18 protein-coding genes are annotated in these 25,897 nt (G+C 34.3%); 12 read left to right on the top strand and 6 right to left on the bottom strand.

The genetic code is table 11. From position 1 onward, the window contains the following. The first annotated feature begins 93 nt into the window (after positions 1 to 93). From F6K23_RS32915 to F6K23_RS32905, 3 genes are all read left to right on the top strand, one after another. Entirely contained in the window at positions 94 to 651 is a 558-nt protein-coding gene (locus tag F6K23_RS32915) for a helix-turn-helix domain-containing protein (protein WP_293164103.1), read from the top strand. 62 nt (positions 652 to 713) lie between these two features. Continuing rightward, entirely contained in the window at positions 714 to 857 is a 144-nt protein-coding gene (locus F6K23_RS32910; RefSeq protein ID WP_293164101.1) for a hypothetical protein, read from the top strand. A gap of 81 nt (positions 858 to 938) precedes the next feature. Then, positions 939 to 1,826 (top strand): hypothetical protein, encoded by an 888-nt coding sequence (locus F6K23_RS32905; RefSeq protein WP_293164099.1) that lies wholly within the window; start codon positions 939 to 941, stop codon positions 1,824 to 1,826. Positions 1,827 to 2,045: 219 nt separating this feature from the next. Here the strand turns inward: F6K23_RS32905 and F6K23_RS32900 are convergent, their stop codons facing one another. The 6 genes from F6K23_RS32900 to F6K23_RS32875 all read right to left on the bottom strand — a co-directional run bounded on the left by F6K23_RS32900 (position 2,046) and on the right by F6K23_RS32875 (position 8,132). Further along, a complete protein-coding gene (locus F6K23_RS32900) occupies positions 2,046 to 2,792 on the bottom strand; it encodes a hypothetical protein (RefSeq protein ID WP_293164097.1) in 747 nt (248 codons plus the stop codon). 176 nt (positions 2,793 to 2,968) lie between these two features. Beyond that, on the bottom strand, positions 2,969 to 4,015 hold the full coding sequence (locus F6K23_RS32895; RefSeq protein ID WP_293164095.1) for a metallophosphoesterase: 1,047 nt from the start codon (positions 4,013 to 4,015) through the stop codon (positions 2,969 to 2,971). Positions 4,016 to 4,229: 214 nt separating this feature from the next. After that, the gene (gene ruvB, locus F6K23_RS32890) at positions 4,230 to 5,384 is read right to left on the bottom strand and encodes a Holliday junction branch migration DNA helicase RuvB (RefSeq protein ID WP_293164093.1); all 1,155 of its coding nucleotides are present in this window, start codon (positions 5,382 to 5,384) and stop codon (positions 4,230 to 4,232) included. A gap of 67 nt (positions 5,385 to 5,451) precedes the next feature. Then, positions 5,452 to 6,657 carry an RNA-guided endonuclease TnpB family protein gene (locus F6K23_RS32885; protein WP_293164091.1) on the bottom strand — a complete coding sequence of 402 codons (1,206 nt, stop codon included), beginning with the start codon at positions 6,655 to 6,657 and terminating at the stop codon, positions 5,452 to 5,454. 307 nt (positions 6,658 to 6,964) lie between these two features. After that, positions 6,965 to 7,507, bottom strand: coding sequence for a transposase (locus F6K23_RS32880; protein WP_293164088.1), 543 nt, complete (start codon positions 7,505 to 7,507; stop codon positions 6,965 to 6,967). Beyond that, positions 7,464 to 8,132 carry a hypothetical protein gene (locus tag F6K23_RS32875; RefSeq protein ID WP_293164086.1) on the bottom strand — a complete coding sequence of 223 codons (669 nt, stop codon included), beginning with the start codon at positions 8,130 to 8,132 and terminating at the stop codon, positions 7,464 to 7,466. The genes F6K23_RS32880 and F6K23_RS32875 overlap by 44 nt, the downstream gene beginning before the upstream one ends. A gap of 173 nt (positions 8,133 to 8,305) precedes the next feature. Here F6K23_RS32875 and F6K23_RS32870 point away from each other — a divergent pair, with 173 nt between their 5' ends. The 9 genes from F6K23_RS32870 to F6K23_RS42410 all read left to right on the top strand — a co-directional run bounded on the left by F6K23_RS32870 (position 8,306) and on the right by F6K23_RS42410 (position 25,858). Beyond that, the gene (locus F6K23_RS32870; RefSeq protein ID WP_293164084.1) at positions 8,306 to 8,842 is read left to right on the top strand and encodes a hypothetical protein; all 537 of its coding nucleotides are present in this window, start codon (positions 8,306 to 8,308) and stop codon (positions 8,840 to 8,842) included. 235 nt (positions 8,843 to 9,077) lie between these two features. Next, the gene (locus tag F6K23_RS32865) at positions 9,078 to 9,929 is read left to right on the top strand and encodes an ABC transporter permease (RefSeq protein WP_293164082.1); all 852 of its coding nucleotides are present in this window, start codon (positions 9,078 to 9,080) and stop codon (positions 9,927 to 9,929) included. A gap of 565 nt (positions 9,930 to 10,494) precedes the next feature. Further along, positions 10,495 to 11,874, top strand: a complete 1,380-nt coding sequence (locus tag F6K23_RS32860) for an ABC transporter ATP-binding protein (protein ID WP_293164079.1) — start codon at positions 10,495 to 10,497, stop codon at positions 11,872 to 11,874. A 1,397-nt stretch (positions 11,875 to 13,271) separates the two neighbouring features. After that, complete coding sequence (locus F6K23_RS32855; protein WP_293164076.1) at positions 13,272 to 16,067, top strand: methyltransferase; 2,796 nt, start codon at positions 13,272 to 13,274, stop codon at positions 16,065 to 16,067. 905 nt (positions 16,068 to 16,972) lie between these two features. Further along, on the top strand, positions 16,973 to 24,343 hold the full coding sequence (locus F6K23_RS32850; protein WP_293164073.1) for a glycosyltransferase: 7,371 nt from the start codon (positions 16,973 to 16,975) through the stop codon (positions 24,341 to 24,343). A gap of 269 nt (positions 24,344 to 24,612) precedes the next feature. Further along, the gene (locus F6K23_RS32845; protein WP_293164070.1) at positions 24,613 to 24,768 is read left to right on the top strand and encodes a hypothetical protein; all 156 of its coding nucleotides are present in this window, start codon (positions 24,613 to 24,615) and stop codon (positions 24,766 to 24,768) included. 267 nt (positions 24,769 to 25,035) lie between these two features. Continuing rightward, complete coding sequence (locus F6K23_RS32840; protein ID WP_293164115.1) at positions 25,036 to 25,218, top strand: hypothetical protein; 183 nt, start codon at positions 25,036 to 25,038, stop codon at positions 25,216 to 25,218. Continuing rightward, positions 25,140 to 25,442: a PD-(D/E)XK nuclease family transposase gene (locus F6K23_RS42415; RefSeq protein ID WP_367267894.1), complete on the top strand. Its 303-nt coding sequence runs from the start codon at positions 25,140 to 25,142 to the stop codon at positions 25,440 to 25,442. Before F6K23_RS32840 ends, F6K23_RS42415 begins: the two co-directional genes overlap by 79 nt. Positions 25,443 to 25,714: 272 nt before the next feature. Then, positions 25,715 to 25,858: a transposase family protein gene (locus F6K23_RS42410; protein WP_367267884.1), complete on the top strand. Its 144-nt coding sequence runs from the start codon at positions 25,715 to 25,717 to the stop codon at positions 25,856 to 25,858. The last annotated feature ends 39 nt before the right edge of the window (positions 25,859 to 25,897 follow it).

Here is a 25,897-nt window from a genome sequence, read left to right as displayed (position 1 = left end):
GGAGTCTTTTTTGACATAAACTAAGACAGTGCTTTTTGCATTTTCACAGTTATACTTAATTATCTAATATCTAAAAACCCCAACGTTGTAGTTATGAATGTCTCTTTAGTTACTACTACAGAAGCTGCTTTTTTACTCAATATTTCTACTGGTAGGTTGCGAGAGTTACTGAACCAAGATCGAGTTATTGGTGCTCATAAGCGAAAAAGACTTTGGATGATTCCTCTCAACCATCGGGGAATGCCAGAAATTAAACCCGGTCGTCGTGGTCCTCAAGGAACTTGGAACAAGAATAAACGTACAGGCAATACCTTTATTCATGTTCTACGAAAGACTATTGACTACAACCGAGACAATCAAACTTCTCATCCAGCAGTTGCAGTGAAAGTGGGAGATAAAAAGGGTTATTGTCATGCTCTGAAAATTCATGGACCTTGCGAAATAGTTTATCAACCTCATGACCCTAATAAAAGTCAAGCTGGTGGGGCTCGTCTGTGGATTGAAGTAGAACCACAACATATAGTAGAGCGAGTATATTTTTCGGATGGGGATTACGGTCCTCCTCCTGAAGTGGTTGAACAGAGAGCGAGATTCAAGAATAAAAAATCAAAAGTCAAAAAGAGAAAGCCAAAAAAGAAAGGGAAAAGGTAATGATAGAATCATTAGACACCTCCAAAAAATAGTATAAAGTTAACAAGATTTCCTCTAATAATATGAATTTATCTCCATTGATAGAAGATTTAATTAGGGATTTAAACAATGAATCAAAAGCAGTATCTTTAAGAAAGATATTATCTCAATGGGAAGATGAACATTGGATTTTATTAGATAAAAAAGAAATAAATTCAACAGTATAACAGTTTTGTTATAGGTTACAAAAATATATTATTCCTTCCCATAATTTGCCTTTATCTTTTCAAAGAAAGCCTTTTGAACATTTGAATAATCAAATCATTAAAATACTTCTGATCCAAGCCATAGAATATCCTGAAAAAGTTGGAATATTAACTGATGCTATAAGAGAAATACTCGGCTTTAAGAGAATAAAAGCATCCCAATTTATTATATTAGAGTCTCATATTGATTTAACAATTATAGATAAATTTTTAACTAATTCATTGCTTGAAATAGGTTTTGAATTTGATAACTTTGCCAAAATTAAACCCGAAAAATATAAATACCATTTTACACTTGAATACTGCATTGATATCAAAAAAAAATATCGCACGAAAGAACTTTTTGATTTAGTAACTAAATGTAGCAAAGAAGCAGCAAAAATTATTCAAGCTCATCCAAAAGCTGACGGTTATGTAGAAACAGAAGTTTATAGTTATAAGGATGATCGAAGATTTATCTTTAAACCAGTTACAAAACAGGGTTTAAAGCATTTTCCTTTTAATAACGAATCTTTTCTAATTTTTGACCTGCCATTAAGTGAATCTGATTCTCAAAAAATAAATATTTCACTAGATACTCACAGAGTAGCTGATATTCATCTCAAAATACCCTCTTATCTAAACCATAAAAACTATTTAGAATTAGAAACAGAGGAGATGTACTTGCTCAAAGAAAAGCTGAAATGCTGTGGATTTTATGAAATAATTTCAGAGAGTGGAAACTATATATATACAGCTCACTTTTCTAAGACGTTAGAATCGAAAAATGTATTCAAAAAACTTGTAGAATTTGCTAATACTTGGGGTGGTTTTATAGAAATAAGTAAAGAAATTTGTACTTCAATGTGGAGAAAAAAAAATATAGGAGAAAAACAAACAATTACTCTAGCTGAAGCTCCACCTTTACTGTCTTTACAAAAACAAAATTAATCAGATTTGAATATTAAGTTGTCGGAGTTGCACATTTGCAGATTCAAGAATGATAATAGATTTTCAACTGTAAATATATTAAATATATTTAGGAAAGAATTATCCAAAAATATCTACTTTCAAATTTCGTCATTCCTAATTGTGCAACGCCAAATTGTCTATAGCTTTAGTATGATTTTTAGAAGCATATATAACTGTACTGTAATTTTATAAAATTTATTAAGCCATAATATTAGACATCACCTTATTCCATTCAGTATCTTTCTTCAATATGAGAAGTTCACGAGGTTGAGAAATATTTATTTCATTTAAAAGGTGTGGATGTTCTAGATTAAGCTTCTTATATAAAGTTTTATAGGGTAAATCAGTTCCACATGACTTGATAGAAAGTTGATTAAGATAAACTAAATCAGTTACTAACCCAGAGTTCAGCTTTTTTGTAAACCACTCAAAAAAAAGTTCACATATCATTTTTAATAATAAGTTAGACGTACCGATGTGAGGCTCATTAAACAATAGAGGATATACATTTTTAACAATGAATGCCTGATTTTCAAGTCGATATATTAATGTTTCTATATTATGACTCAAATTTTCAGTAATAAATTCCTTGGGGGATTTTTTGACAAAAATTTTAATAATATCAGTTTCTTTAATAAATTGTTCCCATTTTTCGTATAAAACTAAAGTGGTATTTTCTAGGCAAGAATAAATACTTGGCGGATTTTTTTGAATATCTAATATTTTTTTGTAAAGAGCGTATTCTTTGCTATCTAGTTTATATTCTCGGAGTCTATTATCTTGAAATTCCTCTAAGGAATAGGCATCAGTTATAATTGAAATTATTCCTAGATCAAATATGTCTTGATAATAATCTATTACTTGGCGACAGATAGGAGATTGATAATAAGATACTGCTGGAACATAGATTTTATCTGCAAAAAGTACCGCTAGACAAGTAGCCATCTCGCACTCTTGCAATATTACCGACCTTGTTTGTTTGAAACTACTGTTATATCCTCCTAATTGCAGTACATAATGATCTAAATAGTGAAGAATAAGATGAATTTTTGGTATTGTTAATATATTGCCCTCATCTTGTCTTGGAATTGTAATTCGGTTTTGAATAGATTGAGGGCTTTTTACTTTGGGTCATCTACTAACTCAATAAAATATCGACCCAATGGATCTTTTCCAGCACCCTGACTCCAGCATGCATCAGGTTTCCAAACTCCATTCTCTTCTTCACGACGGCGGGTTTCAACAGTTAGTTGATTACCTTCTAATTTGAGTAGATTGTACTGCCAAGGATAACCAGGAACTAATTCTCTTGTGGGTGCGCCAAAAGTCCCAGCACAAATCCGATCTAATTTTCGCCCATTTTGACTTATATCATAGCGATAGAGGCTGGTTTCAGCTTTATGAATATGACCATGCAGAAACAGGCGGAAACCAGAGACAGCTAATTGTTGCATAAAACCTTGGTCGGTGATTCTGTCACTACCAGCACTGTCAAGAGGATGATGCCAAACAGCAATTTTAAGACAGTTTTTATATTCGGAGTTGCGACGAATTTCTGCAAGTGCGTTAGTCAGAGCATTCATATTGATGCTGGCACGATCTCTGTAGTGGTGATCTAATTGCCACGCAGAGTTTAAACCCAAAATTAGTAACTTTTTGTCTGGAAAGTAATCAAAAATGTACTGTTGTTTGTACTCTAAAGGATATGGTTTTGTTTTGATGGATTTATAAAAGTTGCTGAAGTAAAGAAAACGTTCTTTATACTTGTTTTCATCTTGTTTTTCGACATATGAACTATCATTATCAATGGCATAATTATGGTCTGGTTTTTTCTTGCCATTTTCGTTAATGATTGGACCATCATAATCTTCCCGTCGGACAGGGGTATAAGCTTGTTTTGACTTTTGCCAATTGAGGTCATGATTGCCAGGAACAATAATTATTTGCTCTGGCTGTAGAGGAAAATCTTGGCAAAGATTATCCAGAAACTCTTGTGCAGTTTCATACTCATCTGGAGTAGATTTATTAGCAATGTCGCCAGAGAGAATAAGGGCATTAAGACTTGGAATATTAAGTTCATTTTTTAAATCTTCAGCTAATTGGTTAGACCAGAGTTTAGCTTTATCCAGATTACCAAAGTCAAGATCTGAAAGATGGAGTATGTACATCTTTAAGGGATTAGAAAATTACTAAAAATTATAATGACACAACTCTTTGTAAATTAAGGCTTAACAAGCTTTTCACATATATTTCACTGAATTTTAGTGTATCCAAATGTATTTATTTTATAGATTCACTATAACCTCCGCAAGAATTAGCTTTCCCAGTCAAAATTAATAGTAAATCTAGATTATAAACATATCTATAAAAATCTCTATTTCTCTACAACTTCAAACTCAACTGTTCATCGGGAGGACTAAAACCCAAATGCCTCCAACCTGCAGAAGTCACAACCCGACCACGAGGAGTGCGCTGCATAAACCCAATCTGCATCAAATATGGCTCATAAACCTCCTCAATAGTTTGAGCATCCTCCCCAGTCGCTGCTGCCATTGTCTCTAAACCAGCAGGCCCACCATTATAATTTTCAATCATCGTCCTCAATAAATTACGGTCTGTCCAATCTAAACCTAGAGGGTCAACATTAAACAACTCTAACGCTTCACTTGCTACCTCAGCATTCACAGGGGTCAACTTTTTCACTTCCGAATAATCTCTCACCCGTCGAAGTAAACGATTAGCAATTCGAGGCGTACCCCGGGAACGACGGGCAACTTCTTCAGCACCATCCTCTGTAATAGCTGTATTTAAAAGTTTTGCTGCTCGGATAATAATTAGACTCAGTTCATCAACCTCATAAAAACGTAACCTCTGAATAATTCCGAAGCGATCGCGCAGAGGAGAAGTTAGAGAACCAACCCTAGTAGTTGCTCCAACTAAAGTAAAAGGTTTGAGAGGAATACTCCTAGTCTTAGATGTTTTTCCTTGCCCGACTGTAATATCTAGCCGAAAATCTTCCATCGCCGGATATAGAATTTCTTCTGTCATTTTGGAAAGGCGATGAATTTCATCTATAAACAGAACATCCCCTTTTTGTAGACCTACTAGCAAACCAACTATATCTCTAGGTTTTTCAATGGCAGGAGCAGTAGTAATTTTACAGTTTACTTCCATTTCTGCTGCCAATATTAGAGACATGGTAGTTTTCCCCAACCCTGGAGGGCCATAAAGTAGCAGATGGTCTAAAGGTTCTTTTCTCGATTTGGCCGCCGAAATCGCAATATTTAATACTTCTTTGAGGTCTTTTTGTCCGATATATTCCGCTAACTTTTGGGGTCTGATTTTTTCTTCATTTGTACTATTATTTTTGTCTTCAGCAGTTGCCTCTGCTTCTAATAAAGCTTCTATTTCGTCTGTTTCAGTTTTGGATTTTGATTTTTTGGTTTTATATGAACTTTTACTTTCTGAGGCTAAGAAAATGTTTTCATCTGGCCTTTCTGGTTGTGGAGATTGTTTTTTGGAAGATATTATGGCCATAACTAGGAAATGAGAGCTAAGTTATTTATTGACTATCATAGTTCTTGACATCCTCCCGACGCTGCTCTCACGAGACAGCGCGGGATTCCCTAGCATCACTGTTAGAGATTTTCTGTTTCTTAGCACCCGCCCTCCGAGACTTGCTCCCAGATGGTCTTACAGTCGCTCCACAGACTGACACTGCGAGTCCCGCAGCCAAAATATTTATACTAGCGTTAATATCTCGATCATGGTGAGCTGCACATTCTGGGCAATCCCACTCTCTAATATTTAGAGGTAATTTCTCAACTACATGACCACAATTAGAACAACGCTTAGAACTGGGAAAATACCTGTCAATCTTGACTAATTCCCGTCCATACCATTCAGCCTTGTATTCCAACTGTCTGACTAACTCAGACCAGTTGGCATCACTTATTGCTCTAGCTAATTTGTGATTCTTGACCATATTTTTTACGGCTATTTCCTCAACTACAACAGTTTGATTTTCTCTGATTAATTGAGTAGTTAGTTTATGAGTATAGTCAAGCCTTGAATCTTTAATTTTTGCGTGTATCCTGGCTAAAATCAACCTAGCCTTTTGATAATTATTAGAACCCTTAGTTTTTCTTGACAGAGACTTCCCGGCCAATCTCAATTTTTTGTGTAATTTGTTTATATTCTTTGGGTTAGCAATTTTTTCTCCGTCACTGGTAGTAACTAAACTGGTAATTCCTAAGTCAATACCTATTTGTTTGAGTACCGGTGTAAGTTTTAAATTTCTAGTGTCATTGACCCTCAAAGACACAGACCATCTACCAGAGGGATCAAGTTTAACTGTGATTGTAGTTGGCACACAATCTGGTGGTAGTTGTCTACTCCATCTAATCGGTAATGGTTCACTACATTTAGCTAGATATACTTGACCATCTTTCCACTTAAATGCGGACTTTGTGAATTCAGCACTACCACCATTCCGTTTTTTCTTAAAGTTAGGATATTTAGTCCGTCCACCAAAAAAGTTAGTGAAAGCTGCTTGTAAATGTCTCAGACTTTGCTGTAATGGTACGCTGCTTACTTTACTCAGGAAGTCTAAATCCTCCTGTTTCTTCCAATTGGTAAGCATGGCCGAAGTTTGCTTGTATCCTACACGCTCCTGTTTCTGATACCAAGCTTGAGTTCTGGCTGCCAAGGCTTTATTGTAGATTAGTCGCACACAGCCTAAAGTTCTCCGCAACAAGTTTTCCTGTTCTGGTGTTGGATAGAGCCTAAATTTGTATGCTTTCTCCACCATCTACTGCTAGTTAATTTACTTTTGAGAGTTTAACACATTGTGTGTGAAATATCAACATTGATTGCGATTCATCCCGACGCTTCCTTGCAGGAAAGCGCGGGTCTTCTCGCAACACTTTGATAAAAATATAGTCACATAAGACATATCCTTATTTTGCAGGTGTTATCCTGACGCTCGTGAACTACAACACCACGCCAGTTGCTTCAAGTCGGGAAACCCGCAAGGGCGTACTGGCTTCTCTATCCCATAGTCAAAAACATTTGGGACTGCTTTTCTCATAATGTTCAAAGAACCATTAACATCAGCATTAATTAATCCTTTGTTGGCGGTACGATACAAACCTCTTTGTCTTGATGCAGTCGCTCATGGGGGAAACCCCCAAGACCGCGCTGCATCGCTTTACTCTTTTTCCTGAGAAAGTGACTTGATTTTTCTGACCTTTTCTGTATACAGGAAGAATATCATTATCTATAAAACTTGCTTTTGAGGTATAAGATTCTTCTGTAATTATTACATCTATCCCTACCATCTTGGCTTTATAAGATAACATTTCTATTAACTTGTTATAGGGTACAGATACAAAATTTTGATTATTTTTCTTCCCTAGATTTATCTTCTGCTTCCAGTCTTCATTGTGCCCTATTATCAATGTTCCTATTTTCTGATTAGTTAGAGTATCAATAATCAAACGAGATGATTTATGAAGATAATCATTGATTTTAAATTCTCTTTGATTACAAAGTTTTTTCAGCCTCTTACTTGATTGATTTTCCCGGAGTTGAGATTGCAGGAAGCTTTTGACTTTATTATAGTATTGATTTATAGATTTTAACGGTCTGCCATTTATCAAGATTGGTTTGATTCCGGCGCTTATTAAAGGTTAATGTAGCTAAGTTGTTTAATCCTATATCAATACTGGCACAACGATTTTTTTCTAACTCGTATTGTTTTTGAGTAGCTTCATAAATGACCTCTATTACATAATGATTAAGTCTAGGGACGAGACGAATTTGTTTAATTTGTGAAGTAGGTACTAATGTTTTTAGATAGATCCCTGTTTTACTGGGATTAATAATTCCTTGCTTTAATTGCCTCTTGCTGATAGCTTGTGTTGTATAAACTACAATATTTCTTCCCGTTACTTTATTTTTATATCTAGGAAGACGAGGATGAGATTTAAACTTTGATGGGTTCTGTTGATAAATTTTGTTCGCTGCTAAAAAGCTTTTCCAGTTTCTATCTAGTATCATCAAGATTTGTTGAGATACTTTGGCTGGCATTGCTTGATAATCTGATTGGGTAGAGAGTGTTTTTTGCAGATCGTAATAGTCAAGATAAGTATTTTCAAATATGAAAGACTTACGAACCAAATAATTAGCATAATTATAGAGATTTTTCGACAAGAGACATAGTCGGTCAATTTCCAGATAAAACCGATGTTTTTTTTGAATAATATGTCTCTCAACTAATCTCATAAATCAAGGGGGGTTAGATTATATTAATATTCGATAATTTAGGATTTTTTATGATTATTTAGTCTGGAATTATTAGCCAATTTAATTGTAGCATTAAATATCAGGCCTTTAGACTATATTTATGTACAATGTTTATCATACTAGAAAGTATATTTAAGAAAATGTCCCAAGCTATGAAATCAACATCATTGTCCGTAAAAGAAAATATCACATTTGAAGAAGCGATCGCCTTGACCCAAGAAATAATGACTGAGATGGAAAAAGGCCAGATATCGGCAGCCGAAATAGAATCATTAATTGGAGATTTAGTCAAAAGTAAAAATGGTGCTAGAGGATTTTTCGTTGCATATCTTACAGACTCTAGACCTTTAGCGGATAACCCCTCACCATCAATATTTAGATCTCTGGAATCATCTCCAAAAACAGTGACAGAATTATTAGTCAAAAATTTGGCTATGTGTTCGGCAATGGTAGTCCATCATCAAAGAAATCAAGACCAGGATACAGCTTCCCAATCAGAAACAGTGCGATCGCGAACCACTAGACTAATTAAAAGTGTGGATATTCCCAGCTTAAAAGGTGAAATTGAGGAGCTATATCAAAGTACAACTACTGGTCAGGGAAATTACAAGCAGTTTCTAGAACGTTGGGGCTACGATGATGAGCAGTTAAAGGCTATTCAGCAAGCAATTGAACCATTACTTTCTTAGTTTTTTATTAGCTGAAACATTTAAGTATACCACATATATATTGTAATAACTTTAATTTGTAGAGAGTATTTTGAGCAATGCCCTGATATAATCTCAAAAACTGTAGCCGTCTACTAGCAAAAAGTAATTAAACTGCTGATTGTTTGGTAGATGGAAATAGTAAATTATATACACTTAAATATGGGCAATTTTGCTTGAGTGTGGTGTAGAGGAAAAAACGGAAAATAGTAGGACTATGAAAGGAATTGTCCGCAAAACTGGCAGGGTTAGTAGGTGGCGAACCGTGGTAAATACTTATTGGTTGGTAAATCTGAACCTACTATTAACGTTAGTACGAAGAGATTTAGAAGCTAGATATAAAGGCTCAATTCTGGGTAATTTATGGCCGTTACTTAATCAACTATCCCAACTTTTAATTTATACCTACGTCTTCTCAATTATTCTTAAAGTCAAGCTTAACCTAGAAGGGCTACCTGAAGATAGTAAGGTTACTTTTGGATTATGGTTATTTGCTGGGTTAATTCCTTGGCTGGCTTTTACTAATGGATTAACTCAAGCTTCTGGATGTGTGATTGGACAGCCCAATTTAGTAAAAAAAGTAGTATTTCCCCTTAGTTTATTACCGTTAGTTCCGGTTTTTTCAACTTTTATAGAAAGTACATTTGGATTAATAGTTTTAACAGGAATGGTATGTATATCATCTGGGGTACTCCATCAGACATTATGGCTATTACCAATAGTATTTTTACCGCAGCTTTTATTAACGGCAGGTTTAGGTTATTTTACCGCAGGATTAACAGTATTTTTACGGGATATTCCTCAGACTTTAGGAGTAATTTTAAATCTTTGGTTTTACGTTACGCCAATAGTATATCCGGCATCTGTAATTCCTGAAAATTGGCGAATATGGGTATTTTGGTGTAATCCTTTAACAGCGATCGCTGAAGTATATAGAGACCTGGTTTTAGTAGGAGGAATTAAACATTGGGGAGAGTTAGGAATTGCTGCTTTGATGTCTGTATTAATATTTTATTTTGGTTTGTGGGTTTACATAAAATTACGTCCTGCTTTTGCAGATGTTTTATAAATAGGGTTTGCGTATGGAAAGTCTTTTTGCTCTTTGTAGGAGACAGGATACAAGAGACAGGAGACAGGAGACAGGAGAAATAGGAATTTAGAAGAGGTAGGAGTAAGAATTGTAAGAATGATTTTTCTGCCCAACTATGCGCCTAAAATACTAACTTTTTGAGTGTGAAGAGCTGAAAAACAGGTACTTTTTTAGACAAAAAAAAGGCTAAAGTATTTATATGTAAAAGTTTTTAGATTTAATCAGCAAGCCCTAAATAAAAACACCTTAATCTATAAAAATAGATAGTAATGCTCACTAATACTTTTTCAATAATGAATACTCTCTGAAGACAGAATAATGAAGTCTTAAAGTCTCTTCCTCTTATTTAAATTTAAAGAATAAATAAATCAAAAAAAAGGAGATATCCCTTTGATAAAAAAGAGAATTTATGACCTAAAAACTGGTATTGAAGCTATTCATTCTGAATCTTAACTCCTAACTCCTAACTCCTGACTCCTAAGAAATACCTTAGGTATTTGTAGCAAACATTTATCAATAAAGATTAATATTTCCCAGAAAATTAATGGCTGAAACTGTAATTTCACTGCAAAATGTTTCTAAATGCTTTAAACGATATCGGCATCCGGTAGACCGTTTAAAAGAAATTCTATTCCCAGGAAAAAGTCGTGCTGATGAATTTTGGGCAGTGCAAAATATAAATATAGAAATAGAAAGAGGGCATACTTTAGGAATTGTGGGGCGGAATGGTTCGGGAAAAAGTACTCTTCTACAAATAATTGTTGGTACTCTTACACCGACAACAGGTAGGGTAAAAGTTCAAGGTAGAGTTTCTGCACTTTTGGAACTTGGGAGTGGATTTAATCCAGAGTTTACAGGTAGGCAAAATGTTTTTTTTAACGGTCAATTATTAGGATTAAAACCATCAGAAATAGAAGAAAAATTTGATAAAATTGCTGGTTTTGCTGACATTGGAGATTTTATTGACGAGCCTGTAAAAACTTATTCTAGTGGAATGTTTATTAGGTTGGGATTTGCTGTAGCAACAAGTGTTGACCCAGATATTTTAGTAGTTGATGAAGCACTTTCGGTGGGAGATGAAGCATTTCAGAGAAAGTGTTTTGCTCGTATTCAAGATATTCAAGAAAGGGGAGGAACAATTTTATTTGTATCTCATGCTGCTTCAACAGTTGTACAACTTTGTGATTCAGCAATTTTGATGGATCATGGTGAAATGTTACTTTATCATGCTCCTAAATATGTGGTATCTAAATATCAGAAATTAATTTATGCTTTTCCTGATAAAATTCCATCAATTAGGGAAGAAATTCGTCAGATTCCTAATTTGACAGTTAAGGATTTCTTGGATGATGAAGAAACAGATGAAAAATCATCTCAATCAGAACAAAGTAGTGAAAATAAAATTTCAGAATCAACAGAATATGAAGAAATTTATGACCCGGAAATGATACCTTCAAATACGATACATTATCCTAATAAAGGGGCGGAAATTATTGACCCTCATATTATTACTTTGGATGGTAAGAGAGTAAATCATTTAATTAATCGCCGAGAATATTACTATACTTATACAGTAAAATTTATTAACTCTACATCTAAAGTTAGGTTTGGAATGTTGATTAAAACTCTGAGTGGATTTGACTTAGGTGGAGCATCGTTACATGGTTATACTAAATCAGTAGAATATGTAGAAGCACAGCAGAAAGTTATAGTGAAATTTAAGTTTCAATGTTTGCTCAATCCTGGGGTATATTTTTTAAATGCTGGAGTTGTTGGTATGGCAGGCGACCATCTAACTTATTTATCTCGTTGTATTGATATTGCTATGTTTAGAGTGCAGCATTGTAGTGATTCATGTGGTACGGGAGTAGTTGATTTTTTAATAGAACCTAGTTTAAAGATTAAAAATATGACATTTATATAGTAATTATCATGCTGGTTAGGTACAAAATCTATTTGTTTTAGGCAACAGGCAACAAGCAATAGTGAAGTTAGGACAAGAGTGTACCTCACCCTTACTTAGAAACGCTATATAATTCAGAAGAAAAGGAGTTAGGTAGAGTTTCTGTCTATAGAGGAACTCACAGGAGTTTGGAGTTAGCAGGAATACAAGTATATTAATGCTAATAGTTGTGGGAAAAATTTTACCGAATAATTAAGGTTTAAAGTCTCTTATTTAAAGGAGAAACAAGAAAAAATTTTCATGATTAGTCAATCCTCTTCTTTTCAAGGAGAGGTAATAATTAATAATTAGGGTTTGCGCTTCACTAGTCTTATGGGTGAGGGTAGGAAACAGGAGACAGGAGACAAGAGACAGGAGACAGGAGAAATGGGAATTTAGAGTAGGTAGGAGTAAGAATTGTAAGAATGATTTCTCTGTCCAACTTTTGCCTAAAATACGCTCGTTTTTGAGCATGAAGAGCTGAAAACCAGGCACTTTTTTCGACCTCAAAAAGGCACTTGTCTTTATATGTCAATGCTTTTATATTTAATCAGCAAGCCCTAATTAATAATTAATTGTTGAACGTAGCTATTGAAGGAGAAATAAATAAAATTAATTTTAAAGTAAATGTAAATACTTTTAATTATAGCCGTAAATTATAGCAGTTTCCATTAACATAAAATGCAGGTATTTTGGCTTCAATGTAGAAGGCAGAAGTTCTGTACTCTACCTTGGTGAAAACTGTTATAAGTTAAATCAAAAATACTATTCTTATGCTTATGTATATCAGAAGGAAGGAGAAAGAAGGAAAAGTCTTACTTTGTCTGATTTTTAAACTTTTGAACTGTTTTAACCTTTCCTTCGACTGCTATAAAATTAATACAGTACAATACGGTTCAGTTAAGAATTTTTTTAGCAAATATGTGATGTACAAAAGCTGATTTTTACGTTTTCTATCAGATAAATTTTTGTCTGCTCTGAAGCGTATTGAATTACAGTAAAATTATTAATTTTTTTTCTGTTTTATTTTGCGGATTTAATACCCCACCGTCATTTCAGTTATCAGTTGTCAGTTAACAGTAAATCATACTGTTTGCGCAGCATGACCTAGGAAAGCAGAAGGCTTAGAATACTGAATTTCCTTTTTTTATCCTCTTTACAAGGAGAAGCTTGAAATCTAATTTTCTGGTCAAAGGAAGTGCTTAAAATTGTTTGGAATTATAAGACACGAAGTGGCGCGTAGAAGACTATTCTCATGCAATTTTTCTGTAAGTATTCAGCTATTAGCAGTCAGCTATTCCTAATGCTTACATTTTTCCTTAAGCATAACTTCCTTCTTTATTTTTACTTTTCCTAAAACCTAACACCTATTTAAAAATATGAATCCTGAAAAAAATGAAATAGATAATAAGCTAATTATAGATACATTTATTCAAGACCAAACTAGAAAACCTCAAGAAATAAGGATAAATATTCATCCACAAGATGAAATGTATCTCTATGCTTTGAAAAATACTGAAGGAAATATTGATGAAGCACTACTACGATATTTTTCTAATGGTAAAAGAATATTAGATGCAGTTAAACAAATTGTAGAATGGCATTTTGATGGCTTTGAAAATATCTCTTCTTTTCTAGATTTCGCCAGTGGTTATGGGCGTTTTAGTAGATTTTTAGTTCAGGAAATACCAGTTCATAAAATTTGGATTTCTGATATTTATCCTCAAGCAGTAGAGTTTCAAAAAAAATTACTTGGAGTAGAGGGGATAGTTTCAACTAATCATCCTGAAGATTATCAACTAAATCAAATATTTGACTGCATTTTTGCCTGTTCATTTTTTAGTCATACTCCCCAAAAAACTTTTAGTGGGTGGTTAGAAAAGTTATATAGTTTATTAACAGAAAAGGGCATATTAATCTTTAGTACCCATGATTTATCTTTAATGACTATAGACACAGAAACAGATGCAGAAGAAATTTACTTTACTCCAGAAAGTGAAAGTCTTTTTCTCAAAACTGAAGATTATGGAGTTACTTATGTAGGAGAAAAATGGGTAGGTAAAATTATTCACCAAGCAACTAAGGGAAAAGCAAAATGGCATCGGATTAAAAAAGGTCTTTGTGGATACCACGATCTATATATTCTGTGGAATAAAGAAGGAAGAAGGAAGAAGGAAGAAGGAAGAAGTTATAAAATCAAAAGTCAAAATTCAAAAGTAATAAAGGAAGAAGTTTTTATCAATTCAAAAGTCAAAAGTCAAAATTCAGAAGTTGGAAAGGAAGAAGTTGGAAAGGGAGAAGCTATCAATTCAAAAGTCAAAAGTCAAAATTCAGAAGTTGGAAAGGAAGAAGTTGGAAAGGGAGAAGCTATCAATTCAAAAGTCAAAAGTCAAAATTCAGAAGTTGTAAAGGGAGAAGTTGGAAAGGGAGAAGTTAAAAAGGAAGAAGTTGAGGAACAAAGAGATAAATTATTAAACTTTTATTGTCATCCTGATGGTGGTTGTAGAAGTATCGAAGTTACATCCACAGGAGACATTTATATAGAAGGATGGGCAGCAAATATTAATCCTGAAGAAAAAGTAGAAGAAGTAGCTGTTTTAGTAAATGGAATAAAAGTAAAAAGCTGTTTGCCAAAATACGAAAGTAAAACCCAAGAATATCAATGGTCATGCACCATTAACAGTGAATATTTATCCCCAGATGGCACGATATTGGTCAAAATTATTAATAATTTCCATTTAGAGCGAGTCGTTAATATTTTTCCAGTTAATTCCATCGTCTTATTACCACCAAACCATCTGTTACTCAGAATTAGTGGCAACTCCAGTGTTAAAGCTTTTCTTAGTTCATTTGATGACCTCAAATATACAGTAAAAAATTATCTGCAAAAAGCAGGATTTGATTTTCATCAATTTGAGAATATTCTAGATTTTGGCTGTGGAGTAGGGCGTTATTTAATGGCATTTAAACCAGAACTTTTGCCCAATCAAAAACTATTTGGTTGTGACGTTTTTGCCGAATGTACTGAATGGTGTAAAGAGAATATCAAATTTGCCACAGTCAAACATAACAATATTCAACCTCCATTACCTTTTGAAAATAATCAATTTGACCTAGTTAATGCTGTCTCAGTATTCACTCACCTACGTTTAGATTTACAACATCTTTGGGCCTGGGATATTTATCGAGTATTACGCCCTGGTGGAATATTATTTATGACACTTCACGGACCTCAATTTTTTCCAATAATTTATGATATTTTTCGCACTGGAAATACTCATCAAGCTGAAATGTATAGTATTGGAGAAGAGGGATTATTTTTGTATCTAGACCATCAAGGAGAAACGGACGGTCAAGGTCAACATACTGTTGCAGCAGTACATACTCCAGGAGCTTACCAAGAAATATTTTCTATGTTCAAACATATTAAAAGGTTTCCTCAAAGTACTATGGCAAATGGGCAAGATTTATATATTTTACAAAAGCCAATTTCTGGTGGTTTAGTTGTTCAACCTCTAAGTAGGAAGAAGGAAGAAGGAAGAGGGAAGAAGGAAGAGGGAAGAAGGAAGAAGGAAGAAGTTTTTCATAAGTCAGAAGTTATCAAGGAAGAAGTTGGAAATGCAGAGGAAGAAATAATAGGAAAAAAGATAGAAGAGGAAGAAATAATAGGAAAAAAGATAGAAGTGGAAAAAATACTCATATCTAATAATGAAGAAACTAAAAATTTGTCGGATAAAATATTGTCTGATAGCCAAACAAAGAGGGAAGTAAAAACAGAAGTTGAGGAACTACCTTTATTTGATGGTGAAGAAACTTGGAAATTTGTTGAAAAAATTCTACCAGGTAGTGATAAATGTCAGACTGAAATTAAATTTAAAATTGAAGGTCAAAAAAGATTTCGAGTTTTTCCACAAATAGAACCTATTGCTGCTTATTCTATAGAATGTGAAATTGAGATTCTTAAAAGTGAGGATGGAAAAATATTAGTACAAAAAACTATTCCCTTTAATCAAAATCATATATTTGGCAAAACTAATTATGCGGTAGTAGAAGTAGAAATTCCTCAGTATTTTGGGGAAGTAGTTGTTAGGTTAAATGCTGTAATTACAGACAGAATATCCCTAGTACCAGAACAAGAAGTAATAGTATCTTGGAATTTTGCAAATTTTGCTTAACATCAGGATAAACATTAGATGAAATTATATGCAGTAATAGAAGTAGAAATGCCTCAGTATTTTGGGGAATTATTTGTCAAATTAAATGCTGTAATTACAAACAGAATATCCCTAGTGCAGGATGGGGAAAATAACTGACCAGTTACAAAATCCTCAAACAATTACAAATCAAAAATGATTGACTTTTAAATGGATGACTTTTAACTTCCGGGTAGCGGCACTAGCAGCAGAACAAAAAGTAATGGTATCTGGAAATTTTGCCAATTTTGTTTAATATCAGGAGAAAAATTAGATGAAATTATATGGAGTAGTATAAGTAGAAATTCCTCGGTATTCTGGAGAAGTAGTTTTCAAATTAAATGCTGTAATTACAGACAGAATATCCCTAGCACTAGAGCAGGAGGTAATGGTGTCTTGGAATTTTGCAAATTTTGCTTAACATCAGGATAAACATTAGATGAAATTATATGCAGTAATAGAAGTAGAAATGCCTCAGTATTTTGGGGAATTATTTGTCAAATTAAATGCTGTAATTACAGACAGAATATCCCTAGTGCAGGATGGCGGAAATAACTGACCAATTACAAAAGTCTAAAACAATTACAAATCAAAAATGATTGACTATCTTGAGTGTGTCTTACATTCTGAGGAAACCTCAGAATTACACACTCGCTTTTAAATGCTAGACTTTTAACTTCTACTTTCTTTCGGTACGAAATGCGGAAGTAAACATATTTCACTCTTTGGAGACTAATTCGGACTTCGGTGCGATAATAACTTAATAACTCATAGCTGATAGCTGACTGCTGAATGCTTACAAAGGTGCGATAATAACTTAATAACTCATAACTGATAGCTGACCACTGAATACTTACAACTTTGCTGAATATAAGGAGAAAAATTAGATGAAATCAACAGTTTTTATTATTACAGGAATGCACCGTTCGGGAACCTCTTTAACAGCTTCTTTATTTCAGAGTGTAGGGGTAAATATTGGAGAAAATTTAGTGGGGCCGGAATATGGAAATGTTAGGGGGCATTTTGAAGATATTGAATTTGTGGAACTGCAAAAAGGAATATTAGGTTCTCAAGGTTTGGATGATTTAGGAAGTAATGTAGAAATTACAGAAATTCCCGTCAAGAAACAATATTTAAAAGCAGCTAAACGATTAATTAAAAACCGTGAAGAAATTCAAGAATTTTGGGGATGGAAAGACCCAAGAACAACATTATTTTTAAACTTTTGGTTAGACTTATTACCAGATGCAAAGTTTATTTTTGTCTATCGTTCGCCGTGGGAAGTAGCAGACTCACTTTATCGACGAGCTACTGATGAAAAATTATCGGAACAGCCAGAAATAGCTGTGAAAATGTGGCTGAATTCTAATCAAAGAATCTTAGATTTTTATCAAAATTTTTCTCAGCAATGTTTAATAGCAAAGGTTGATAGTATTGGTAAAAATCCTGAAGGTTTTATTCAAGCAGTTAACGATAAATTCTTAGTAGACTTACCAACACCTCCCCCTGGTAATTTTGAGGAGTCTTTATTAGTAAAGGATATTATTAAAACCAGTAGACCTAACCTCATAGAAAAATATTTCCCAGAAACATTAGAGGTTTATCAACAACTAGAAAAAATAGGTTTAGGTGGTAGGGGCGAATCGCGATTCGCCCGTACAGGATCAGAATTAATCAAAAATATCCAGAATGATTGCCAATTCTGGGAATTTCAGGATTGGTTGAATATTCGAGGTTTAGAAAAACAAATTAATCTGTTAGAAACAGATGTCAAAAAAAGGCAAGATTTTTTTAGAGAAGCACAGCAAAAAGTAGATAGTCTAGAAAAAGAACTGGGTGAAACTCAGCAACAACTTGATAGTAGAGAAATTAAGCTCAAAGAATCTGCTAAAAAATTAGAAGCATTAGAAACAGAAATAGGAGAAACCCAAGCCCTACTCGACGGCAAAGCAACAAAATTACAAGAATCTCAAACCAAAGTTGCCATATTAGAGAGAAAACTAGGACAGACTCAAGCGCAATTTGAAAGTGCCAAAACTAAACTAGATGATTCTCAAAAGAAAGTCATTAGATTAGAAATAACTCTAGGACAAACTCAAGCACAACTCAGTAACTCAGCAACAAGATTTCAAGAAGCTTTAGCAAAAATATTAAGTCTAGAAACAGAACTAGGTAAGACTTTAGTTCAACTCGATGGTACTCAGATAAAACTAACTGAATCTCAGAAAAAGTTACTAGGACTGGAAACAGAATTAGGGCAAAATTTAGTCGAGCTAGATAGAAACAAAATTAGGTTACAAGAATCTCAGAAAAAAATAGGAATATTAGAAACAGAATTAGGTCAAACTCAACAACAACTAGATGGTAATTTAATTAAATTACAAGCTTATCAAACCAAACTTCAACAGTTAGAAACAGAATACGGACAAACTCAACAAAAATTAGATGGCACTCAAATAAAATTATCTGAGTCTCAAACCAAAATTCAACAGTTAGAAACAGAATTCGGGCAAACTCAACAGAAATTAGATGCTACTCAAATAAAATTAGTCGAGTCTCAAACCAAAATTCAACAGTTAGAAACAGAGTTCGGGCAAACTCAACAAAAATTAGATGGCACTCAAATAAAATTAGCCGAGTCTCAGAACAAAATAGGAATATTAGAAACAGATTTAGGGCAAACTCAAAGCACCCTCAAACAAACTCAAGCTGAATTGGGAAAAACTCAAATCACCCTGGAACAAACTCAAGCTGAATTGGGAAAAACTCAGACAATCTTGGGGGAAACTCAGACAATTTTGGGGCAAACTCAAGACCAATTAATAACTCAACACTATGAAAACGAAACACTCAAGGCAGAAATTTCGGCTATGAAGTCTTCCAAGTTCTGGAAGTTGCGAGAAAAATGGTCTGGGTTAAAACGGAAACTGAGTGGGTTGCAAATGCGCCTCATTTTCTCTATCGACTCTCCGGGGGATTCACGAATCGCCCCTACTTGGAATTTTGCTAGTTCTCAAATAGAAATAGTGGGTTGGTGTTTTCGCAATACTGGTCTGGATATTGAAGCTATTCGTGCCAGAGTGGGAGAAGAAATTTTTGTAGGCAATTATCATATTGAACGACTAGATGTCGCCCAAAAATTTCCAGATATTTCCGCTGCTAAAAATTCTGGTTTCCAAATCCCCTTACAACTCTCCCCAGGAAATTATCAATTAATTCTGGAAGCTCAGGATAAAAAAGGAAGATGGCATAAATTTGCTTCCTATCCAATATCGGTATCTACAGTTGAGGCAAATTTTGATGCACCTACAAATTGGCAACAACGGGAGGGGGTAATTTTATTTGCGGGTTGGTGTTGTCATCCAGAACAGAAAATCACAAAGTTAGTTCTCAAATGTGGGGATATTTCTGTAGACTGCGCTTATGGTTTGCGTCGAAAGGATGTGGGTGAGGTTTTTCCTGACTTAGTCGGAAGTTCAGATAGTGGGTTTGAAGCAACGGTGGAACTTCCACCGGGAAAATGGCAAATTAGTTTAGAAGCACATTTGGAAAATGGGGAAATAGTCGGTTTCCCTTGCTCTGAAGTTTTAAAACTAAGACGTTATAGTTTCTGGGAGAAAGCTAAGGATAAATTGGAGAAATTATCTAAGTTTGCCAAAGCTATTGGGAAACGGACTGCGGAAAGGAAACAAAGGTTAGGTCGCATCATCCCCCTACCCTCAGAGTTACCAAATATTGCTAGACAAATATTACAGATATATCGACAGCAACAATGGCAAGAAGGGGAATTATTACCACCCCCTGGGTTTGTCGTGCCAGAAACTGTGGATGTTTATGATGCTTGGTTGGCTGTAAATAACTGGGGCGATCACTCGGTTCAATATTTAACTTCTCGGTTAGAGAGTTGCCAGGTAACTTTACCTAAAATTTCTGTGGTTATGCCAGTTTATAACCCACCGATGGAATTTTTAGACAAGGCAATCGCCAGTGTACTAAACCAAGTGTACCAAAATTGGGAATTTTGTATAGCGGATGATTGTAGTAGTAATCCAAATATTCGGGAATTTCTGACGGAAATAGCTGAGACAGATTCCCGGATTAAATTAATATTCCGTTCTGAGAATGGAAATATTAGTGCTGCGACGAATTCTGCTGCTGAACTTGCCACGGGAGATTTTATTCTCTTTTTAGATAATGATGATGAACTTACCCCTGATGCTTTGGGAGAAGTGGCTTTATATTTAAGTCAAAATCCAGAAACAGATTTTCTCTATTCGGACGACGACAAAATTAATGTGGAAGGGAAAAGATTCGACCCTCAATTTAAACCGGAATATTCTCCAGAGCTGTTACTTTCTTATATGTATATGGGTCATTTGTGTGTAGTTAGAAAGGAAATTTTTGACAGAGTTGGAGGTTTAAGAGTTGGTTTTGAAGGTTCTCAAGATTATGATTTTGCTTTAAGAGCAACGGAAATTTCTCGTGAAGTTGGGCATTTACCTTTGGTGTTATATCATTGGCGAACTTCTCCGGGTTCTACTGCTATTTCTGGTGGGGAAAAACCGAAGAGTTTTCTAGCAGGTCAAAGAGCGGTTCAAGAAAGTTTAAAACGTCGTGATGTGGAGGGAGATGTTTATCAACCAGATTGGGCAATGCGAGAAAATTTGGGGATTTTTAAGGCTACTTTTCCGGACGAAGGTACTTCGGTAAGTATTATTATTCCGACTAAAAATCAAGTCAAGTTATTGAAGTGTTGTATTGAGTCTTTGAAAAAGACAACTTACCAGAATTATCAAATATTTGTCATTGATAATGAAAGTGATGAGTCTGAGACTTTAGAATATTTGGCAAATCTGAAAAATTCATTTTCTGGGTCGGCAAATATATCGGTTATTTCTATTCCTAACAGTGGGGGTAAATTTAATTTTGCTGCAATTAATAATCGTGCTGTAGAACAGGTTGATAGTGAATATATTCTATTTTTAAATAACGACACAGAAATTATTTCTCCCCAGTGGTTAAGTCAAATGATTGGTTATGCACAGTTCCCTGGTGTTGGTGCAGTGGGTGCTAAGTTAATTTATCCCGATAAAAGGATTCAACACGCAGGTGTAATTCATGGTTTACATCATGGTTTAGCTGGTCATGCTTTTAAGTTATTACATAGTGAAAATAGGGGTTATCTTTCTCAAGCTTCTGTGTCAAGAAATTATTCAGCAGTAACTGCTGCTTGTATGTTAACTTCTCGGCAATTATTTTTAGATTTGGGTGGTTTTGATGAGTCAAATTTTGCTGTTGCTTATAATGATGCTGACTATGGTTATCGACTTTTGGAAAAGGGTTATCGTTCAGTTTATTGTCCTGATGCTGAATTAATTCATAAGGAAGGAACGAGTCGCGGTTATTCTGATAATCCCCAGGAAGAAGCAAATTATCGTCAGAAATATTCTCAGATGGTAGATAGGTTTTATAGTCCTCATTTTTCTCTCGAAAGTGAATTATTTGAAATTAAACCAAGGCGATATTTTATTGGGAAGGAAGAAGGAAGAGGGAAGAAGGAAGAGGGAAGAAGGAAGAGGGAAGAAGGAAGAGGGAAGAAGGAATTTGATAATTCTTCAAATGAACCACAAATAAATTTTATTGGGAAGGAAGAAGTAAGAAGGAAGAGGGAAGGAGTTGATGAGTCTCAGAAAGAATCAGATCTAAATATTCTGGAAAATGTTGATAACTCTCTATATAAACCAGAAATAAATAATCCAGCACTAGAGGTAAATTCTGAAAATGAACTAGAAATAAATAGTCCGGCAAAAGTTGATGAGTCTCAGCAAGAATTACAAATAAATAATCCGGTACTAGAGGCAAATTCTGAAAATGAACCACAAATAAATTTTATTGGGAAGGAAGAAGGAAGAAGGAAGAGGGAAGGAGTTGATGAGTCTCAGAAAAAATCACAAATAAATATTCTGGAAAATGTTGATAACTCTCTATATAAACCAGAAATAAATAATCCGAAACTAGAGGCAAATTCTCCAAATGAACTAGAAATAAATAGTCAGGCAAAAGTTGATGAGTCTCAGCCAGAATCACAAATAAATAATCCGAAACTAGAGGCAAATTCTCCAAATGAACTAGAAATAAATAGTCGGGCAAAAGTTAATGAGTCTCAGCCAGAATCACAAATAAATAATTCAGCAAAAGTGGGAAGTTATCCAAATCAACCATCAATAAATAGTCAGGCAAAAGTTAATGAGTCTCAGCCAGAATCACAAATAAATAATTCAGTACTAGAGGCAAATTCTCCAAATCAACCACAAATAAATAATCCGGCAAAAGTGGGAAATTCTCAAAATGAACTAGAAATAAATAGTCGGGCAAAAGTGGATGAGTCTCAGTTAGAATCACAAATAAATAATCCGGCAAAAGTGGGAAATTTCCCAAATCAACCACAAATAAATATTCAGGCAAAAGTGGGAAGTTATCCAAATCAACCACAAATAAATAGTCAGGCAAAAGTTAATCAGTCTCAGCAAAAATCACAAATAAATAATCCAGCAAAAGTTGGAAACTTCCCAAATAAACCACCAATAAATAGTCAGACAAAAATTGATGAGTCTCAGCAAGAATCACAAATAAATAATTCAACAAAAGTTGGAAGTTATCCAAATAAACCAGAAATAAATAATCCAGCACTAGAGATAAACTCTCCAAATCAACCACCAATAAATAGTCAGGCAAAAGTTAATCAGTCTCAGCAAAAATCACAAATAAATAATCCAGCAAAAGTTGGAAACTTCCCAAATAAACCACCAATAAATAGTCAGACAAAAATTGATGAGTCTCAGCAAGAATCACAAATAAATAATCCGGCACTAGAGACAAATTTTCCAAATCAACCACAAATAAATAGTCAGGCAAAAGTTAATGAGTCTCAGCAAGAATTACAAATAAATAATCCGGCACTAGAGACAAATTCTCCAAATCAACCACCAATAAACGAACTGGTTAATTATAGTGAGGAAAACTTACTCGCTGAGATGAAAGACATTTTTCCCAGAATTAAATTATTGATGTGTAGTAATTCCCTAGATTTGACTGGTGCGCCACTTCATCAATTAGAAATTGCCCTAAAATTGGCAGATGATGGAATTGTTGAACCAATAATTTTTTCTGTCAATGATGGAGAATTGAGAGAAATTTATCAACAGCATAATATTCAGGTTGTTGTTCTAGATAATCCACTAGAACATATTTATCAAAGAAATATTTATGATGAAGCATTAGCTAGTTTTGCCAAAGAAATAAAAGAGCTAAATATTGATGTTATGTATATCAATACTTTAGAAAACTTTTTCATGGTAGATATCGCTCAAATGTTAAATATTCCCAGTGTCTGGAATGTACATGAAAGTGAACCCTGGCAAACTTATTTTAATCGGTTTGGCACAGAAATAGCTGCTAGAGCATTAGAATGTTTCCGCTATCCTTATCGAGTAATTTTTGTTGCTGATGCTACTCGAAATAGATACTTACCTTTGAATAGTCATCACAACTTTACTGTGGTACATAATGGCTTAGATTTACAGTTATTAAAATCTGCATCTCAGAAATGGTCAAAACAATCGGTAAGGTCAGCTTTAGAAGTAAAAAATGATGAAATTGTCATTCTATTATTAGGTACTGTTTGTGAAAGGAAAGGTCAACAGGATTTAGTAAAAGCATTATCATTTATTCCTGAAACAGAAAGTCAAAAAATTAAATGTTTTTTAGTAGGCGATCGCCCAAATCTTTACAGTTTAAAATTACACGAACTTTTGACTGAGTTACCAGAAGAAATTCAACAGCGAGTAGAAATAGTAAAAGAAACTCCAGAAACAGCAAAATATTATTTGGCAGCAGATATATTTGTTTGTACTTCTCGCGTCGAGAGTTTTCCTAGAGTCATATTAGAAGCAATGGCTTATGATTTACCCATAATTACTACTCCAGTATTTGGCATAGTTGAACAAGTAAAACCAAATATTAACGGTTTATTCTATACTCCCGATAACCCAGAAGAATTAGCAAATGTTTTGACATCTTTATTGACAGATGAAGCATTACGTTATCGACTCGCAGGTAATTCTAAATATGTACTGGAGTCATTAAATACCTTTACAGAAATGACAGAAAATTATGGTCAAATCTTCCGCGAAGCATACTTTTCTTTAGACAAATTAGCACACAGAGATTATGGCACAGATTTACGGATTAAGGAGTAGGAGACAGGAGACAGGAAAAATGGAAATTTAGAGGAGGTAGGAGTAAGAATTGTAAGAATGATTTTTCTGCCAAACTATGCGCCTAAAATATTAACTTTTTGAGCGTTTTAGATGTGATACCAGTAAATTTTTTCGACCACAAAAAGGCTAAAGTATTTATATGTCAATGCTTTTAGATTAGATCGGTAAGCCCTAAATATGTACAGGTAAAACCAAATATTAATGGTTTATTCTATACTCCCGATCGCCCAGAAGAATTAGCAAATGTTTTGAAATCTTTATTGACAGATGAAGCATTGCGTCATCGACTCGCAGGTAATTCTAAATATGTACTGGAGTCATTAAATACTTTTGCCGAAATTACAGAAACTTATGGTCAAATATTTCGCGAAGCATACTTTTATTTAGACAAATTAAACTCTTAACTGGCTTAGTATAGTAGAAGGAAGAAAAAAGAAGTAATAAGGGAAAAGGTGTTTGGTTATCTAGGAAATTAGTTAGTTATCTACCATATAAGGAAGAAGGAAAAATCTGGCATTGTCTGAGTTTTAGGCTTTTGATATGCCCTAACTTTTCCTTCGACTTATATCATATCCGGATAATAGTTTGATAAAAAAACTTTCTCCCTTTGAACCAATATTTCCTTCTACCTTCTGCCTTCCTTTTACCAAACTTACTTTGAGATTATAAAAATGATTTTTATTAATCCCAAAACAGATTTTGCCTTCAAGAAAATATTTGGTTCCCAACAAAGTAAAGACATTTGGTGGTGGTGCATAGTAATGGTAGAGAGTGTGTGGGGAGTGCGGGAGATGGGGAGATGGGGAGATGGGGAGATGGGGGGATGGGGGGATGGGGAGTGCGGGAGAAATTAAAAAAGATATATCTTCACCATTACCATGCAGGACTACCAGACATTTTAATTAGTTTCTTAAATAGCATCCTCTATGACAGTCATCCTACTATCAAAGACCTACAAATTCTCAATCCCTATCTCGTACCTAAAATTCGAGGATTAAAAGATACTTATTTAGATGTTAAAGCCAAGGTTACTGGAAACAAAACTGTAATTATTGAAATGCAAGTTTTGAACTTATAAGGATTTGAAAAGCGGATTTTATATAATAGACCTCTCCGAAATATAAATAAAATCTGGTAAAATAATACTCAATCAACTTTCGTAAAGGTTAAGAATATGGATTCATTATCAGAATATATCGAGAAACATCCCCAAGAAGCACAACGATTAGTAGGTCGTGCATTATGACCAGTTAAAACAACTAATAAAGCAAGCGATCGCCCTACACACTCAAACCCAATTAGAAGGAGAATCCAGGAAAAAAAGAATTATAAAAAAAGGAGGGGGTCGTAATACAAAGCTATCACTCTGGGGAACAAATATTATTAACTTTAATATACTTGCGACAATTGACAACATTTCAATTGTTGGGTATCCAATTCGGAGTAAGTGAAACAACAGCAAATGATAGGTTTAATTACTGGTTTCCACTTTGAGGAAAACTGCTACCATCAAGTTTACTTGAACAGGTAAAA

The sequence above is a fragment of the Okeania sp. SIO2C9 genome (genome assembly GCF_010672455.1).
Lineage (GTDB): Bacteria > Cyanobacteriota > Cyanobacteriia > Cyanobacteriales > Microcoleaceae > Okeania.
The sequence above is the reverse complement of the archived record's forward strand: the minus strand, read 5'-3'. Positions and strand labels throughout refer to the sequence as shown.